This is a genomic window from Streptoverticillium olivoreticuli subsp. olivoreticuli (assembly GCF_003391135.1).
Classification (GTDB): domain Bacteria; phylum Actinomycetota; class Actinomycetes; order Streptomycetales; family Streptomycetaceae; genus Streptomyces; species Streptomyces blastmyceticus.
In genome coordinates this window covers 3,325,653-3,343,042 of the sequence record NZ_CP031455.1, presented here as the reverse complement: position 1 = coordinate 3,343,042, position 17,390 = coordinate 3,325,653, and the positions used below count along the sequence as shown (strand labels likewise).

Sequence of the window (17,390 nt, the reverse complement as noted above, 5' to 3'; positions counted from 1 at the left end):
CAGCCCGGCAGGTGGTCGGGGAAGGGAAGAGGGGCGAGAGATGATCGTGCCGGAAGGGCGTCGCAGCAGCTCGTACAGCCGACTGCTGAGGCACGGGTTCACCGATACGGTCGCCGCCGAGCGTCTCCTCGAAACCCCCGTCCTCGCCCCCGTGCGCTCCGACCCCCTTCTTCTCGACGCCCTCGGCGCCACCGCCGACCCCGACCTGGCACTCCAGGGGCTCGTCCGGCTCGTCGAGGCCACCGGCACCGCCGAGCGGCAGACGCTGCTGGACACCCTGGTCACCGCCAAGCCCCTGCGCGACCGGCTGCTCGGGGTGCTGGGCGCCTCCGAGGCGCTCGGCGACCACCTCGCCCGCCACCCCGGCGACTGGCACGCCCTCGTCACCTACGAACCGGCCGATCTCAACCCCGCCACACCGGAGTTCGAGAAGGCCCTCACCGAAGGGGTGCGCGGGGAGCGGGGCGCCGGGATGGCGCCCGCCGACGCGCTGCGCGCCGCCTACCGGCGCTGCCTGCTCACCATCGCCGCCCGCGACGTCTGCGGCACCTCCGACGTCGCCCAGACCGCGGCCGAGCTCGCCGACCTCGCCACCGCCACCCTCCGCGCCGCCCTGGACATCGCCGCCGAGGAGCACCCCGAGGACGCCGCGGCCTGCCGGCTCTCCGTCATCGGCATGGGCAAGTGCGGCGGCCGCGAGCTCAATTACGTCTCCGACGTCGACGTCATCTTCGTGGCCGAGCCCCGCGGCGGCGCCGCCGAGGGCGCCGCCGTGCAGGCCGCCACCCGGCTCGCCTCCCGGATGATGCGCGTCTGCTCGGATGTCACCCCCGAGGGGACCATCTGGCCCGTCGACGCCAACCTCCGCCCCGAGGGGCGCAACGGCCCGCTCGTGCGCACCCTCTCCAGCCACCTCGCCTACTACCAGCGCTGGGCCAAGACCTGGGAGTTCCAGGCCCTGCTCAAGGCCCGCCCGGTCGCCGGCGACGCGGCGCTGGGCCAGGAGTACCTCGACGCCGTCTCCCCGCTGGTGTGGCAGGCCGCCGAGCGGGAGAACTTCGTCGCCGACGTCCAGCAGATGCGCCGCCGCGTCATCGCCTCCATCCCCGCCGGACAGGTCGACCGCGAGCTGAAGCTGGGGCCGGGGGGCCTGCGCGACGTCGAATTCGCCGTCCAGCTCCTGCAGTTGGTGCACGGCCGCAGCGACGCCACACTGCGCGGCGGCAACACCCTCGACGCCCTGACCGCGCTCGCGGCGGGCGGCTACGTCGGACGCTCGGACGCCGCGGCCCTCGACGCCGCGTACCGCTTCCTGCGCACCCTCGAACACCACATCCAGCTCTACCGGCTGCGCCGCACCCACCTCATGCCCGAGGACGAGGCCGACCGGCGCCGCCTCGGCCGCTCCCTGGCCCGCGCCTTCCAGTGGCCGCCCGGCACCGAACCGGTCGCCGAGCTCGCCAAGGCATGGAAGAAGCACGCCCGCGAGGCCCGCCGGCTGCACGAGAAGCTCTTCTACCGCCCGCTGCTGGACGCCGTCGCCCAACTGGAGCCCGGCGAGATCCGGCTGAGCGCCAAGGCCGCGGGCCACCGCCTGGAGGCCCTCGGCTACGCCGACCCCGCCGCCGCCCTGCGCCACCTGGAGGCGCTCGCCTCCGGGGTGAGCCGCAAGGCCGCCATCCAGCGCACCCTGCTGCCCGTCCTCCTCGGCTGGTTCGCGGACTCCGCCGACCCCGACGCCGGACTCCTCAACTTCCACAAGGTCTCCGACGCCCTCGGCCGGACCCCCTGGTACCTGCGGCTGCTGCGCGACGAGGGCGCCGCCGCCGAGAACCTCGCCCGCGTGCTGTCCGCCGGCCGCCTCGCCCCCGACCTGCTGCTGCGCGCCCCCGAGGCGGTCGCCCTGCTCGGCGACCCCGAAGGGCTGCGCCCCCGCAGCCGGGAGGCCCTTGACCAGGAGGTGCTGTCCGCGGTGGGCCGCTCCGAGGGCGCCGAGGCGGCGATCGTGGCGGTCCGCGGGGTGCGCCGCCGGGAGCTCTTCCGCACCGCCGCCGCCGACATCATCGGCGCGTACGGACCCGCCGGGAGCGGCAACGGCACCTCCCTGCCCGGCCGCACCCCCGAGATCAAGGACACCCATCACCGGGTCGACGCCGTCGGCGGCGCCGTCTCCGACCTCAACGCCGCCGCCGTCGCCGGGGCCCTGCGCGCCGCCGTGCGCGCCGAGTGGGGCGACACCCTCCCCGCCCGGTTCGCGGTCATCGGCATGGGCCGCTTCGGCGGCCACGAGCAGGGCTACGGCTCGGACGCCGACGTGCTGTTCGTCCACGAACCCCGCGAGGGCGTCGGCGACGAGGAGGCCGCCCGCGCCGCCTTCGCCGTCGCCACCGAGATGCGCCGCCTCCTGCAACTGCCCACCACCGACCCCCCGCTGCTCGTCGACGCCGACCTGCGGCCCGAGGGCAAGTCCGGCCCCATCGTGCGCAGCCTCGCCTCCTACGCCGCCTACTACCGCCGCTGGTCGCTGGTGTGGGAGAGCCAGGCCCTGCTGCGCGCCGAGCCGGTCGCGGGCGACGCCGGACTCGGGCGGCGGTTCGTCGAGCTGATCGACCCGCTGCGCTACCCCGCCGAGGGCCTCGGCGAGGACGCCGTGCGCGAGATCAGACGCCTCAAGGCCCGCATGGAGTCAGAGCGGCTGCCGCGCGGCGCCGACCCCACGACCCACACCAAGCTGGGGCGCGGCGGCCTGTCGGACGTGGAGTGGACCGTACAGCTGCTCCAGATGCGGCACGGCTGGGCCGAGCCGGGGCTGCGCACGACGCGCACCCGCGAGGCCCTCCACGCGGCCTGCGCCGCCGGGCTGCTGAGTGCGGAAGAGGCGGCCATACTGGATGACGCGTGGGTGCTCGCGACGAGCGTCCGCAACGCGGTGATGCTCGTGCGCGGGCGGGCGGGGGACACCTTCCCCTCGCACAGCCGCGAGCTGGCCGCCGTCGGCCGCTACCTCGGCTACGAGCCGGGCCACGTCGGGGAGATGCTCGACGACTACCGCCGCACCACCAGACGCGCCCGGGCAGTGGTGGAGGAGCTCTTCTACGGCTCCTGAGGCAGCCGCGCCCCCCGGCCTACGCGTCCGCCACGTGGCGCGCCAGCCGGTACGGGAACGACCGGTACCAGCCGTAGGACAGCGCGAAGCCGAACGTGAGGCAGAGCAGGCCGCCCACCGCGTCCAGCCAGAAGTGGTTGGCGGTGGCCACGATCACCACCAGCGTCGCCAGCGGATACACCGCCCCCAGCACCCGCACCCACACCGGCCGGGCCAGCGTCGCGATGGTGACACCGCACCACGCCGACCACCCGATGTGCATCGACGGCATCGCCGCGTACTGGTTCGACATGTCGGCCAGATTGCCCGAGGCCATCGAGCCCCACGTGTGGTGCACCACGACCGTGTCGATGAAGTCCACGCTGTCCATCAGCCGTGGCGGGGCCAGCGGGTAGAGGTAATAGCCGAGCAACGCGACGCCGGTGGTGGCGAAGAGGGCCAGCCGCGCGGCGGCGTAGCGGCCGGGGTGCCAGTGGTAGAGCCACACCAGCACCCCGATCGTGAGCACGAAGTGCAAAGTGGCGTAGTAGTAGTTCATCCCCACGATCAGCCACGTCACCGAATTCACCGCGTGGTTGACCGAGTTCTCGACGGCGATGTGCAGGGTGTTCTCGGTGCGCCAGACCCAGTCGGCGTTGCGCAGCGCCGCCGCCCGCTGTTCCGGCACGGCGTTGCGCACGAGGGAATACGTCCAGTAACTCACCGCGATGAGCAGCACCTCGAACCACAGGCGCGGCCGACGTGGCGAACGCGGCTTCCACAGGCCGACTTTTCGCTCGGTGGCACATTCCGCCGATGGCCGGTCCGCTCGCTCCTCAGTGGGTGGCGGGGCGGCCGCGCGGCCTTCCAGTTGCCTTACTGTCGCTTCACCCATAGCCAACCAGTCTGCCAGAAAGCGGCCTGGGGCAGATCATCCCCAAGACTGGTCTTCGCCGCTTTCCGCCCGGTTCGCCACCACCGTACGAGCGCCCGTACGCGCGTCTGTGCGGGCCTGTTCGGGAAGTCCCGTGTCCGCGCCGACACGGGCCGTGCCCGGGGCCGAAGCCGTTGAACCCCGGACCACCAACTCCGGCAGGAAGACGAATTCGCTGTGCGGCGCCGGCGTACCGCCGATCTCCTCCAGCAGCGCCCCCACCGCCGCCTGCCCCATCGCCTGCACCGGCTGCCGGATCGTGGTCAGCGGCGGGTCCGTGAAGGCGATCAGGGGCGAGTCGTCGAAGCCGACCACCGAGACGTCCCGCGGCACCTCCAGGCCGCGCTGACGGGCCGCGCGCACCACGCCCAGCGCCATCATGTCGCTCGCGCACACCACGGCCGTGCAACCCCGGTCCAGGAGCGCGGAGGCGGCCGCCTGGCCGCCCTCCAGGCTGAACAGCGAGTGCTGGACCAGCTCCCCCGCCTCGGCCTCCGCCAGCCCCAGCTGCTCCCGCACGGCCGCCAGGAAGCCCTCGATCTTCCGCTGCACCGGCACATACCGCTCGGGGCCCAGCGCCAGCCCGATGCGCCGGTGGCCCAGTGCGGCCAGATGGGTGACGGCGAGCCGGACCGCGGCCCGGTCGTCGGGGGAGACGAAGGGCGCCCGCACCTTGGCCGAAAAACCGTTGATGAGCACGAACGGCACGCCCTGGGCCCGCAGCCGCTCGTAGCGCTGCATATCCGCGGACGTGTCCGCGTGCAACCCGGAGACGAAGATGATCCCGGCGACCCCCCGGTCCACCAGCATCTCGGTCAGCTCGTCCTCCGTGGAGCCGCCCGGCGTCTGCGTGGCCAGCACCGGCGTATACCCCTGCCGGGTCAGCGCCTGCCCTATGACCTGCGCGAACGCCGGGAAGATGGGATTGTCCAGCTCCGGGGTGATCAGCCCGACCAGGCCCGCGCTGCGCTGCCGCAGCCGCACCGGGCGCTCATAGCCCAGCACGTCGAGCGCGGCCAGCACGGACTGGCGGGTGGAGGCGGCGACCCCCGGCTTCCCGTTGAGGACGCGGCTGACGGTTGCTTCGCTGACACCCGCCTGCGCTGCGATATCGGCAAGCCGGGCGGTCACAGGACTGGACCTTACCGGTCGCATCTCAGACTGCCCACCAGACGCAGGAATCCGAGGGCAGGCGCACCGTGCCGCCGCCGAACTCGAGCGCCGACGTCGCCAGCACCGGACGCCCCGGAACCGGCAGCTCCACCTCCTCGCCCAGCGTGTTGAGCGTGCAGACGAAGCCGGGCCGCGAGAACGCCAGCACCCCCTCGGGCGCGTCCAGCCAGACCATCTCCCCGTCGCCGAGCCCCGGCAGCTCACGGCGGAGCGTCAGCGCCGAGCGGTACAGCTCCAGTGTCGAGCGCGGGTCCCCCGACTGGGCCGCCACCGACAGCTCCCGCCACTGCGCGGGCTGCGGCAGCCAGCTGCCGCCCGGCCCGAAGCCGTACGGCGCCTCGTCACCCGACCACGGGATCGGCACCCGGCAGCCGTCCCGGGTGCCGTCCTGGCCGTCGCCCCGGAAGAACGCCGGGTCCTGGCGCACCTCGTCCGGCAGGTCCACGACCTCCGGCAGCCCCAGCTCCTCGCCCTGGTAGACGTACGCCGAGCCAGGCAGCGCCAGCATCAGCAGCGCCGCCGCCCGCGCCCGCCGCAGCCCCGGCTCGCCGGCGCCGTAGCGGGTGGCGTGCCGCACCACGTCGTGGTTGGAGAGCACCCAGGTCGTCGGCGCGCCCACCGACAGCGTGGCCGCCAGCGACTCGTCGATCACCGTCCGCATCGCGTCCGCGTCCCACGCGCACGTCAGGAACTGGAAGTTGAACGCCTGGTGCAGCTCGTCGGGGCGCACGTACAGCGCCAGCCGCTCCGAGGTCGGCGCCCACGCCTCGGCCACCCCGATCCGCTCGCCCTCGTAGGAGTCCAGCAGTGCCCGCCACGAGCGGTGGATCTCGTGCACCCCGTCCTGGTCGAAGAACGGCAGCACCTGCGCGCCGATCAGCTTCGCCTGCTCCTTGCGGCCGATGTCCGGCAGCCCGGGCGCCTTGACCATGCCGTGCGCCACGTCGATCCGGAACCCGTCCACGCCCAGGTCCAGCCAGAACCGCAGCACCGACTCGAACTCCTCCCGGACCTCCTGGTTCTCCCAGTTGAGGTCCGGCTGCTCGGGCGCGAAGAGGTGCAGGTACCACTCGCCCGGGGCGCCGTCCGGGAGTCGCGTGCGCGTCCAGGCCGGGCCGCCGAAGACGGACTCCCAGTCGTTGGGCGGGAGTTCCCCCGAGACGCCCTTGCCCGGACGGAAGTGATAGCGCTCGCGGGCCGTCCCCCCCGGGCGGTCCGCGAGCGCCGCCCGGAACCACGTGTGCCGCTCGGACGTGTGGTTGGGCACGATGTCGACGATGATCCGCAGGCCCAGCCGGTGCGCCTCCCGCACCAGGTCGTCCGCGTCCGACAGATCCCCGAACAGCGGGTCCACCGCGCGGTAGTCCGCGACGTCGTAACCGCCGTCCGCCTGCGGCGACGCGTAGAACGGCGTCAGCCACACCGCGTCCACCCCCAGCTCCGCCAGGTGCGGCAGCCGCTGCCGGATCCCCCGCAGATCGCCGATGCCGTCACCGTCGCTGTCGGCGAACGAGCGCACGTACACCTGATAGATGACGGCGCTGCGCCACCAGCCGTCCGCGTGCGCGGACGAGGAGTCGGCGGCCGGGCGGACGGAGGGCGCGAGATCCTGGGTCATGTACTTCCCTAGGTCGAAAAGTGCGGTCACGGAAGAGGCGGTGCGAAGGGCCGTACGAGCGGTGCGGGCGGTACGAACACGTCAACGCGCGGTCGACGCGTCCGGTGACGCACCACGGGCCGGGGTCAGCCCTTGGTGCCACCGGCGGTCAGCCCGGCGACCAGGTGCCGCTGGGCGAGGAAGAAGACGGCGGCTGCGGGGACGGTGATGAGGACCGCCGCGGCCGTCATCAGACCCCACTCGGCCTTCTGCTGGCCGACGAAGGTCTGGAGCCCGACCGCGAGGGTGTAGTGCTCCTCGCTGCTCATGAACTGGGTGGCGAAGGCGACCTCGCCCCAGGCGGTGATGAAGGAGTAGAAGGCGGTGACGGCCAGACCGGGCCGGGCGAGCGGCAGGATCAGCCGCCAGAAGGTGCCGAACGGGCTCAGCCCGTCCACCCGGCCCGCCTCGTCGATCTCGGCGGGAATGGTGTCGAAGTACCCCTTGAGCATCCAGGCGCAGAACGGTACGGATACCGAGCAGTAGGTCACGATCAGACCGGTGTAGGAGTCCAGGAGTTCGAGCTCACCCAGAATGTTGTACAGCGGCACGATCAGCACCGCCATCGGGAACATTTGCACGATCAGAAAGGTCCACATCAGCGACCGGTGCCCGGGAAAGCGCATCCGCGACACGGCGTAGCCGGCCGTCGCCGCGACGAACACCCCGAGCACGGTGGCGCCCACCGCCACGATCACCGAATTCCCGAACCACGTCAGGAACTTGGTGTGCCCCAGGATGTGCGTGTAGTTGGAGACGTCGAAGCCGACGAACCGCGTCGGCTCCTGCCAGCCGTCCCGGCCGCGCAGCGAGACGAAGACGACGAACAGCACCGGGAAGACCGAGACCAGGCTCGCGAGGACCAGCGCCGTGTGCAGCGCGGCCGAGGCGCCGCGCGACCGCTCGCCGCGGGCCCGTGGGGTGGTGGAGCTCATCGCGTGGTCTCCTGTCGAGAGAGCATCCGGCGGTAGAAGACGGCGAAGACCAGCAGCAGCGAGAGGATGAGGATGCCGTACGTGGCCGAGCCCGCGTAGTCGCGCACGCCCTGGAAGGCCAGGCGGTAGGCGTACGTCACCAGGATCTCGCTGTCGGAGCTCGCCCCCTGCCCGATCAGCAGGTAGATCACCTGGAACATGTTGAACGTCCAGATGACGCCCAGCAGGATCACGGTCCCGCTCACCGGCCGCAGCCCCGGCAGCGTCACGTGCCGGAACCGCTGCCAGGGCGAGGCGCCGTCCATCTCCGCCGCCTCGTGCAACTCCCGGGGTATCGCCTGGAGTCCGCCGAGGATCGCCACCATCATGAACGGCACGCCCAGCCACACGTTGACCGCGACGGCCGACACCTTCTGGAGCGTCGAGTCCCCGAGCCAGTCCACGGGGTCCAGGCCCAGCTCGGTGAGAAACGCGTTGAGGACGCCGTACTTCTCGTTGAACATCAGCCGCCACGAGAACGTCGCGACGAACGCCGGCACCGCCCACGGCAGGATCAGCAGCACCCGGTAGAGCGCCCGGAACCGCATCGGCCTGTTGAGCAGCAGGGCCAGCCCGAGGCCGATCGTGTAGTGCAGGAACACGCACGACGCGGTCCAGACGACGGTCCAGCCCAGCCGCGAGTAGAAGTGGCCCTCCTGCCCCGAGAGCACCTTCCAGTAATTGTCGAGACCGACGGACTTGTACGTCGAAGCGATGTGGTTGACGCCGATGGTCCGGCCGACATTGGCCTCGTTGGCATCGGTGAAGGAGAGATAGATCCCGCGCCCCAGCGGATACCCGACCAGCACCGCCAGCACGACGACCACGGGCAGCACCATGGCCCAGGCGTACCAGTGCGTGTCGAAGGACCGCCTGAGCCGGGTGGACAACGTGGGCGGACTACCGCTTGCGGAAACTGCTGTGGTCATGGCGAGCGTCTTTCTCACGGGGGCGCGGGGGAGTTCGAGGACCGGGGTCCGGGGCGGAGCCCCGGTTCGGGAAGGGGCGGGCAGGGGAAAAGCCCCCGGCCCACTACTCCTGCACGGACCAGTCCTTCAGCAACGCCCCCTGCCAAGCCTTCGCAGTGGCCGCGGCTCCCTCCTTCGGGGACTCCTTCAGCGTCAAGATCTTCGTGTAGTGCTGGAGCCAGTCCGTGAACAGATCTCCACTCTGCGGAAGCGGAGGCCGCGCATGCGCCTTCCCCAGCGCCTCGTAGAAGGACTTCCGCACCGGATCGGCCAGCACCTCCTTCGTGTAGGCCGACTTCCGCGTCGGCAGCACCCCGATCGCCGACGACACCGACTCCTGCTGCGCGGCCTCGGTCATGAACCGCGTGAAGAGGTAGGACGCGTCGAAGTTCTTCGACCCCGCGTAGACGACGAGGTTGTGGCCGCCGACCGGCGCCCCCGCCGTCCCCGTGGAGCCCGCCGGGATCGTCGCGATCCCCAGGTTCTCCTTCGACTTGTACGCGCCGCCGCCGAAGATCTCCTTCGTCGCCCACGGACCGTCGACCATCATGGCCAGCTTGCCGTTCTTGAAGTCCGTCTTCAGCGCGTTGTAGCCGTCCGTGCCCGCCGGCTTGGGCGCGGCGCCGGACTTGACCAGGTCGACGGCCGTCTCGATGCCCTTGACGGACGCGGCGTCGGAGATGGTGATCTTCTTGCCGGCGACGTTGACCATGTCGCTGTTCTCGCCGTAGAGGAAGGGCAGCGAGTAGTAGCCGTCCGGGCTGAGGCCGATGCCCTCGGCGCCCGTCTTGTCCTTGATCTTCCGGGCGGCGTCCTTGACCGCGTTCCAGTCGGCCGGGGGCGCCTCGATGCCCGCCTTCCGGAACAAGTCCTTGTTGTAGAGCAGCCCGAGCGTGTCGGTGACCTGGGGGACGCCATACGTCTTGCCCTGGTACGCGGCGTTCTTCAGCGGCCCGTCGAGGAAGTCGCCGGCGTTGTCGAGCGCGGGCGTGCCGGTGAGGTCCTTGAGATAGCCGAGCTGGGCGAAGCCCGGGGTCCAGCCGACGTCCGAGCGCAGCACGTCGGGCGCGCCCTTGCCCGTGGACGCGGCCGTCTTGAACTTCTGCTGCGCCTGGTCGAACGGCACATTGACGTAATCGACCTTGATCTTGGGGTACTTCGCCTCGAAGGCCGACACCAGCTTCTTGAAGGCCGGTGCCTCGTTGGTGGCGTCCGAGGTGTCCCACCAGGTGACCGTCCCGCTCACACTGCCCGGGTCGTTCGCCGCCTTGGAGCCGTCGCCGCCATCGCCGCCGCCGTCACCGCCGCAGGCGGTCGCGGTCAGGGCCAGCACGCCGACGACGGCCGCAACCGATATGCCTCTTCGCATATGGATCTCCTCATCAAGGAGGCCGACCAGTCGCGGACGGCCCGAGCTGTGGAGGAAGTTAACAGGCTGCAATCTCTTGCGAAAGGGTTTGCAAGAATGAAACGGCGAGATTTCCGGGTCGTAACCGGACCGTGTCCCAAGGGTTGACCGGTGGCGACCGGCCTCGTACGGTCTCGTGCGCGGCTGTTGCCGCGGTCGTGCGGACAGATTTTGCAGCAAGAACAGCAAGAACCTTCATCAGCCTTACGGGTGCGACGCGTTGCCGTACCAGGCTGTTTTGTCCCGGTTCGCCAGGAACCGGCCACCCCCCCCAGGAGGCGCCATGCCCCCCTTCGCCCTGCCCGGAACCACCCGAAGAGCGCTGCTCGCCGTCGCCGCCCTCGTGGCCGGCACCCTCACCTGCGCCCCGCCCGCGCGGGCGGCCGCACCCGGCGAACGCGACGTCACCGCCGTGCTCTTCGAGTGGAACTACGCCTCCGTCGCCAAGGAGTGCAAGGACACCCTCGGCCCGGCGGGCTACGGATACGTCCAGGTGTCACCACCTCAGGAACACATCCAGGGGCCGCAGTGGTGGACCTCATACCAGCCCGTCGGCTACCGCGTCGCCGGACGGCTCGGTGACCGCGCCGCCCTGAAGGGCATGGTCGACGCCTGCCACTCGGCCGGGGTCAAGGTCGTCGCCGACGCCGTCGTCAACCACATGGCCGCCGGTTCCGGCACGGGCACCGGCGGCTCCCCGTATACGAAGTACGACTACCCGGGCACGTACCAGGACCGGGACTTCCACGGCTGCCGCAAGCCCATCGCCGACTACCGGGACCGGGGCGACGTCCAGAACTGCGAACTCGTGGGCCTCGCCGACCTCGACACCGGCGCGGAGCACGTGCGCGACCGCATCGCCGCCTACCTCGACGACCTGCTCTCCCTGGGCATCGACGGATTCCGCATCGACGCCGCCAAGCACATCGCCACCGAGGACCTCGCCGCCATCAAGTCCCGGCTGAGCAGACCCGGCGTCTACTGGAAGCAGGAGACCATCTACGGCGCGGGCGAGGCCGTCCGGCCGGACGAATACCTGCGCAACGGCGACGTCCAGGAATTCCGCTACGCGCGCGACCTCAAACGGGTCTTCACCGGCGAGCGGCTCGCCTATCTCAAGAACTACGGCGAGGGCTGGGGCTATCTGCCCGGCGGCCAGGCGTCCGTCTTCACCGACAACTGGGACACGGAGCGGGGCGGCGACACCCTCAGCTACAAGGACGGCGCGAACTACACCCTCGCCAACGTCTTCATGCTCGCCTGGCCCTACGGCTCCCCGGACGTCCACTCCGGCTACGAATTCACCGACCGCGACGCGGGACCGCCCAACGGCGGCTCCGTGACCGCCTGTTGGCAGGACGGCTGGAAGTGCCAGCACAAATGGCCCGAGATCAGGTCCATGGTGGGATTCCGCAATGCGACGCGGGGCGCGGCGGTCGGCGACTGGTGGGACAACGGCTACCAGGCGATCGCTTTCGGGCGCGGTCGCGAGGGCTATGTGGCCATCAATCACGAGGCGTTCGCGGTGAGCCGCACGTTTCGGACGTCGTTGCCGGGGGGTGATTACTGCGACGTGCAGAGCGGTCGGCGGGTGTCGGTGGCGCCGGACGGCACGTTTGCGGCTTCCCTGGCTCCGAACACGGCGCTGGCGCTGCATGTGGGTGCGCGCGAGTGTGCCTGATTCCCCTGCCCCGCCCCTTCCCACAGCGTCTGATACGCGGCTCCGCCGCGGCCGGAGCTCCGCCCCGGACCCCAGCGCCCCGCGGGCGCGTCCTCAAACGCCGGACGGGCTGAATACAGCGAAGGAGCCCCATGAGACGCCTTGCCCTGAGCGCCGCCTTCCTCTTCCTGCTCCCACTGACAAGCACCGCTCACGCCGAAACCCCACCCACCCCACCGCCCAAAGCCACCGTTCAATGGATCGACCACAACACCCTCGCCTGGCCCAAAAACCTCGGCACGGCCGACCACCCCCACCGCCTCGTACACGACACCGGCACCTTCACCCTCACCCGGCAGCCCGGCGGCCTTACCCCCGCCCAGCGTGCGAAGTACCCCCACCTCGCCGCCTACGACGCCTTCCAGGTGGCCACCGCCGACCGGAGCCGCGTACCCGACGCCCTGAGAGGCCAGGTCACCGCCGCCACCGACGACATCACCACCGGCGTACAGATACCCGGCGTCCTCGACGACCTCTACGCCGCGTCCGCGGCCAAGGCCGGGCTCGGCCCGGTCTTCCGCCACGGCCGTCCCACCCTCTCCGTCTGGGCGCCCACGGCGCGACGCGTCGACCTCGAACTCGACGGGCGCACCGTGTCCATGCGGCGCGACGCCGCCAGCGGTGTGTGGAGCGTGACCGGCCCCCGGGAGTGGACCGGCAAGCCCTATCGCTATGCCGTCACCGTCTGGGCCCCGACCGTGCGGAAGACGGTCACCAATCTCGTGACCGACCCCTACTCCACCGCCCTCACCGCGGATTCCGTGCGCAGCCTGGTCACCGACCTCGCCGACCCGGCCCTCGCCCCGCCGGGCTGGCGGGGGCTGCGCAAGCCCCGCGCCGTGCCGCTGCGGGACGCGCAGATCCAGGAGCTGCACATCCGTGACTTCTCCGTCGCGGACCGCACCTCGGCGCACCCGGGGGAGTACCTCGCCTTCACCGACCGCGCCTCGGCCGGCATGCGGCACCTGAAGAGCCTCGCCGACGCGGGCACTTCGTACGTCCACCTGCTGCCCGCGTTCGACTTCGCCACCGTCCCCGAAAGGCGCGCCGACCAGGCCGCGCCCGCCTGCGACCTGGCCGCGCTGCCCGCCGACTCCGAGCGGCAGCAGGAGTGCGTGGGACGGACGGCCGCCCGGGACGCGTACAACTGGGGCTACGACCCGCTGCACTACACCGTCCCCGAGGGCAGCTATGCCTCCGACCCCGAAGGACCGCGCCGGACGCTCGAATTCCGGCAGATGGTCCAGGGGCTGGCCGGGGCCGGGCTGCGTACGGTCATGGACGTCGTCTACAACCACACCGCCGCGTCCGGGCAGGACCCCAGGTCCGTGCTCGACCGCATCGTCCCCGGCTACTACCAACGGCTGCTCGACGACGGCACCGTCGCCACCTCCAGCTGCTGCGCGAACACCGCGCCCGAGCACGCGATGATGGGCAGGCTCGTCGTCGACTCGGTCGTCACCTGGGCCAGGGCGTACAAGGTCGACGGCTTCCGCTTCGACCTCATGGGCCACCACCCCAAGGCCAACATCCTGGCCGTGCGCAAGGCCCTCGACGCGCTCACGGTCGCCAAGGACGGCGTCGACGGCAAGGCCGTGATCCTCTACGGCGAGGGCTGGAACTTCGGGGAGGCCGCCGACGACGCCCGCTTCGTCCAGGCCACCCAGAAGAACATGGCGGGCACCGGCATCGCGACCTTCTCCGACCGCGCCCGCGACGCCGTCCGCGGCGGCGGCCCCTTCGACGCGGACCCGCGCGTCCAGGGCTTCGCCTCCGGCCTGTACACCGACCCCAACGGCGCGACGCCCGGCACCCCCGACGAGCAGCGGTCCCGCCTCCTGCACGCCCAGGACATCGTCAAGGTGGGCCTGACCGGCAACCTCGCCGCGTACCGCTTCACCGACTCCACCGGCCGGAGCGTCCGCGGCTCGGACGTCGACTACAACGGCTCACCGGCCGGCTACGCCGCCGCGCCCGGGGACGCCCTCGCCTACGTCGACGCGCACGACAACGAGTCCCTCTACGACGCCCTCGCCTACAAACTGCCGCAGCGCACCACGGCGGCCGACCGGGCCCGGACGCAGGTCCTCGCCATGGCCACCGCCGCGCTTTCCCAGGGACCGGCCCTCTCCCAGGCCGGTACGGACCTGCTGCGCTCCAAGTCCCTGGACCGCAACTCCTTCGACAGCGGCGACTGGTTCAACGCGATCCACTGGGACTGCGCCGACGGCAACGGCTTCGGCCGCGGCCTGCCCCCGGCCGGGGACAACGCGGCCAAGTGGCCCTACGCCAGGCCCCTCCTCGCCGACCCGGCCCTGCGCCCCGGCTGCCCGGCCACCGAGGCGGCCTCCGCGGCCTACCGCGACCTGCTGCGGATCCGTACGACGGAGAAGGCGTTCGACCACGCCACGTCCGCGGGCGTCCAGGCGGACCTGTCCTTCCCGCTCTCCGGCAAGGACGAGACGCCGGGGGTGGTCACGATGCGCGTGAACGACCTGCTCGTCGTCCTCAACGCCACCCCCGAACGCCGCACGCAACACGTCGCAGCCACTGAGGGAACGCCCTACACCCTCCACCCGGTCCAGGCCGGGGGAGCCGATCCGGTGGTCAAGTCGGCGTCGTACGACCGAGGTTCGGGGACGTTCTCCGTGCCGGGGCGGACGGTGGCGGTCTTCCGTCGCGCGGGCTGATCGGCCCGTTCCGGGGTGTCAGGACGGCTGCGGCTGTGGCATCAGCACCGCGAGGCGCGTGATCAGGTCCATGAACGGGCCCCGGTCCGACTCGTCGGCGAGCAGGCGGCGCAGGATCTCCGCCATTCCCTCGTCGTAGGCCGCGCTCACCGCGGTGAGCGCGGCGAAGTCGTGGACCAGCTGGCGTTCCAGCTCGGCGCGCGGGATCCGGCGGCCGTCGAGCCAGAGCAGGGCCGTTGTCTCCGTCAGGGAGATCCAGGAGCGGACGGCCAGTTCGAGGCGAGGGGGCGGCGACTGCACGCCGAGGTGGTGGAGCACCTCCTCGTACGCCGCCTGCCGCACCCCGTCGATCACGGCGCAGGTCCGGCTGCTTCCCGCCGCCGGGCCGCCGCGCATCAGGGCGGAGAAGCCCGTGCCGTGCTCCTCGACGAAGTCGAAGAACCGCCGCATCACCCGCGAGAGCCGCTCGCCCAGCGGCCCCTCGCGCGGCTCGTCGAAGAGCGCCGCGAGCTCGTCCGCCGCCCGCCGCAGCGCCGCCTCGTACAGGCTCTGCTTGCCGGGGAAGTAGTGATAGACGAGCGGCCGGGATATCCCGGCCGCCGCTGCGATCTCGTCGATGGAGACGTCGTCCGGGCGGCGATGGCCGAACAGGTCGAGAGCGACCGCGATCAGTTGCTCGCGTCGCTGCTCGACCGCCATCCTGCGCCGTACCCCGTTCGTCATGGCGGTCATACTAATGGCAGCCCACAGGGGCCCCGGTCACGCTCAGAACCCGGGTGGGCTAGGGTCGTTCGCCGTCGGGGGCGGCCGCCCCGTCATTGGATGGCGGTCAGCTTCTTCCCGTCCGACAGGCGCGCGGTGAGCGCGGTCCGGGCGCCGGGCTTCGCCGGTACGGCCAGCAGCCGGCCGGAGGCGGTCGCCTGCACCGCGCCGGTCGCGGCGATCGACTCCACGTCGTCGCTGCCCGCCGCGAGCGCGTACCAGTTGCCGCCGGGCGACTTCCACAGCACGCCCGCCAGGGCGTGCGGGTCGTGGGCCCCGCACGCGGGGGAGTCGTCGGCGCGGGCGACCGGCGGGCTCGCCGCGCCCGGGCGGGCCCCCGGCGGCTGGAACAGCGCCAGCACCCGGCTGCCCGCACCCCGCCAGGTCTCGGCCCGGGTGCACAGCCACTGCGCGCTGCCCGCCGCGCCACCGGGCAGCGGCTGCGTCGCGAAGGTCCAGGAGTTCACCGAGCGCACGCCCTGCGACCGCACGGTCTGCAGGTGGCAGGCGGTGTGCGCCCAGTCGGCGCGGGCCGCCGGGCCGGTGACGTCGTGCTGCCCGCCGGGGGCGCCGGCGGTGAGCCGGGCCGGGGTCAGCTCGCCGAGGTCGGTCACCAGGCGCCCGCCCATCTGGAGCGCCGGCCAGCTGTGGCAGTCGTTCGTCGGCGCCGGGCTGATCGTCGGGTCGGTCACCCCGTCCGCGGCCGTGCGCAGGGGCTGCGCGCTCTCACCGGGCTTGAGCAGGTCGCGCACCGCGACCTCGCTCACCCAAGGGGCCGTCAGATAGCGGACGTTGCCGTCGGCCCGGCCGACCACGACCGCGGTCGCGGAATCCCCGTCCGCGGCGTCCGCGCGGGCGAAGTCGAGGGCCGCGCCGCCGGTGTCACCGTTCTTGGCCTCCGCGTAGCGCACCAGCCGCAGCCCGTCGTGGAACACCACGACCGTCGCCTGGCCGACCTCGCCCGCGTACAGCAGCTGCGGGGGGCCCGCCGCAGGCCCGGTGGCGGTGCCCGGCGTGGACGTCACGCGCACACTGCTCCCCGGCCGCGCCCAGACGGCGAGGGCCCGGCGCAGCAGCTCCTGGTCGTCGGCGTGGTTGCCGCGGGCGGGCCAGACCGCGAAGCCGGAGCGGTCCGCGCGCTTCCAGGCCCCGGCGTCCGCCCGGGTCAACTTGGCGGGGTCCAGCGCCTGTTGGGCCGCCGCGTTCTGCGCGTACGGGGGAGCGGCCGCGCCGTCCGGACCCCAGCCGCTGCCGGGCAGCACCAGCAGCGTCCCGCACACGGCGGCCGCCGCGGCGGCCGCGAGGGCCGCCCGGGTGTGCTGGCGGCGGCGCATCAGATCGGTCGGCCGGGCCTGGAGGGAGCACGGGTCGAACTCCATCGACTCCAGCAGCGACGCGTCCCGGCTCCCGGCGGGCGTGCGCAGCCCCGATGCCTCGACGATCGCCTCCCCCGGGTCCTCGACCCCTGCGGCCTTGAGCACCTGCCGCACGTCACGGTCGGACGGCAGCTCCAGGGCGCGCAGCACATACGCGGCCCGGCCGGGCCCGGAGAGGGCGGCGAGCGCCTGGTCCAGGGCGAGTTCGTCGGCGCCGCCCGAGCGGGGGAAGAGCCGCAGGCCCCACACCTGCGGCAGCAGCGGTGGCAGCTGGCCGGGCTTCGGCAGCTGCCACCGCCCGCGCGGCCGCCCGGCCTCCAGCGCGGCCCGCAGCACCCGCTGCCGCACATACGCGTAGCCCGGGTCGGCCGGGGACCCGGTGCTGCCGCGCGGGGCGGGCACGGCCAGTCCGGCGAGCTCCGCCGTGGTGACCCTGTTGCGGGGCAGGGCGCGCTGGACGAGGGCGTGCGCGGTGAGCACCCGGCGGTTGCGGCCCAGGGCGGGTGGCAGCACGAGATACCCGAGCCGCACGAGGCGCGGGTAGTGCTCGATGAGCGCGGCCTCCGCCTGCTCGACGTCGACGGGCGGAATGGGCCGGGGGGCTGTCGCTTGCTGCTCCACGATCCGTAGAACGAGTGAATCG

General features: G+C 72.3%; 11 protein-coding genes. 3 read left to right on the top strand and 8 right to left on the bottom strand.

What is annotated here, in order from left to right:
- Positions 1-40: 40 nt before the first annotated feature.
- A complete protein-coding gene (locus DXZ73_RS14170; RefSeq protein WP_116211358.1) occupies positions 41-3,106 on the top strand; it encodes a bifunctional [glutamine synthetase] adenylyltransferase/[glutamine synthetase]-adenylyl-L-tyrosine phosphorylase in 3,066 nt (1,021 codons plus the stop codon).
- Positions 3,107-3,125: 19 nt separating this feature from the next.
- On the opposite strand, the gene DXZ73_RS14165 is transcribed toward DXZ73_RS14170, so the two are convergent.
- The 6 genes from DXZ73_RS14165 to DXZ73_RS14140 form a co-directional block, all read right to left on the bottom strand.
- Positions 3,126-3,980 carry a phosphatase PAP2 family protein gene (locus tag DXZ73_RS14165; RefSeq protein ID WP_116211357.1) on the bottom strand — a complete coding sequence of 285 codons (855 nt, stop codon included), beginning with the start codon at positions 3,978-3,980 and terminating at the stop codon, positions 3,126-3,128.
- Positions 3,981-4,016: 36 nt separating this feature from the next.
- Positions 4,017-5,150 carry a LacI family DNA-binding transcriptional regulator gene (locus DXZ73_RS14160; RefSeq protein WP_240351333.1) on the bottom strand — a complete coding sequence of 378 codons (1,134 nt, stop codon included), beginning with the start codon at positions 5,148-5,150 and terminating at the stop codon, positions 4,017-4,019.
- Between the two features lie 25 nt (positions 5,151-5,175).
- The gene (locus tag DXZ73_RS14155) at positions 5,176-6,810 is read right to left on the bottom strand and encodes a glycoside hydrolase family 13 protein (RefSeq protein WP_116211356.1); all 1,635 of its coding nucleotides are present in this window, start codon (positions 6,808-6,810) and stop codon (positions 5,176-5,178) included.
- A gap of 125 nt (positions 6,811-6,935) precedes the next feature.
- Positions 6,936-7,784: a sugar ABC transporter permease gene (locus DXZ73_RS14150; protein ID WP_116211355.1), complete on the bottom strand. Its 849-nt coding sequence runs from the start codon at positions 7,782-7,784 to the stop codon at positions 6,936-6,938.
- A complete protein-coding gene (locus DXZ73_RS14145; protein ID WP_116211354.1) occupies positions 7,781-8,752 on the bottom strand; it encodes a carbohydrate ABC transporter permease in 972 nt (323 codons plus the stop codon). Before DXZ73_RS14145 ends, DXZ73_RS14150 begins: the two co-directional genes overlap by 4 nt.
- Positions 8,753-8,855: 103 nt before the next feature.
- Positions 8,856-10,160, bottom strand: coding sequence for an extracellular solute-binding protein (locus DXZ73_RS14140; RefSeq protein ID WP_116211353.1), 1,305 nt, complete (start codon positions 10,158-10,160; stop codon positions 8,856-8,858).
- 322 nt (positions 10,161-10,482) lie between these two features.
- Between DXZ73_RS14140 and DXZ73_RS14135 the strand changes: the two genes are divergently transcribed.
- The gene (locus DXZ73_RS14135) at positions 10,483-11,880 is read left to right on the top strand and encodes an alpha-amylase (RefSeq protein ID WP_116211352.1); all 1,398 of its coding nucleotides are present in this window, start codon (positions 10,483-10,485) and stop codon (positions 11,878-11,880) included.
- 113 nt (positions 11,881-11,993) lie between these two features.
- Complete coding sequence (gene pulA / locus DXZ73_RS14130; RefSeq protein ID WP_425315914.1) at positions 11,994-14,609, top strand: pullulanase-type alpha-1,6-glucosidase; 2,616 nt, start codon at positions 11,994-11,996, stop codon at positions 14,607-14,609.
- A gap of 18 nt (positions 14,610-14,627) precedes the next feature.
- Here the strand turns inward: pulA and DXZ73_RS14125 are convergent, their stop codons facing one another.
- Positions 14,628-15,332 carry a TetR/AcrR family transcriptional regulator gene (locus tag DXZ73_RS14125; RefSeq protein ID WP_116215610.1) on the bottom strand — a complete coding sequence of 235 codons (705 nt, stop codon included), beginning with the start codon at positions 15,330-15,332 and terminating at the stop codon, positions 14,628-14,630.
- Positions 15,333-15,424: 92 nt separating this feature from the next.
- The gene (locus DXZ73_RS14120) at positions 15,425-17,368 is read right to left on the bottom strand and encodes a hypothetical protein (RefSeq protein WP_425315834.1); all 1,944 of its coding nucleotides are present in this window, start codon (positions 17,366-17,368) and stop codon (positions 15,425-15,427) included.
- Between the last annotated feature and the right edge of the window lie 22 nt (positions 17,369-17,390).